The sequence below is a fragment of the Bradyrhizobium sp. Kon37 genome (assembly GCF_055807535.1).
In genome coordinates, this window is record NZ_JBVVOY010000279.1 from 1 (window position 1) to 264 (window position 264).

The following is a 264-nucleotide window of genomic DNA, read 5'->3' on the forward strand; positions in this document are numbered from 1 at the left end:
TGCCAGTTAGTCCACGGCTGATCCACCGCCTCGATTTCACCATGCGGCACCACCGCCAGAATACGGTTGTTCAGTTCGCGTTCAAAGCCGTTCATCGCGCTTAAGCCGACGATCAATACCGCCACGCCGAGGGCAATGCCAATGGTAGAAATAACGGAGATCAGCGACACCATGCCGCCGCGCCGCCGTCCGCGACTAAAACGCAGGCCAATTAATAACGATAAAGGCATCGCCATTACTCCGCCCCCATCAGGCTCAGTTCCG

General features: G+C 57.2%; 1 pseudogene. It reads right to left on the bottom strand.

Annotated elements, in window-relative coordinates:
• Positions 1-236 (bottom strand): annotated as a pseudogene (locus AC0L3J_RS38140) (lipoprotein-releasing system transmembrane subunit LolC); the annotation flags it as partial.
• Positions 237-264 lie beyond the last annotated feature (28 nt).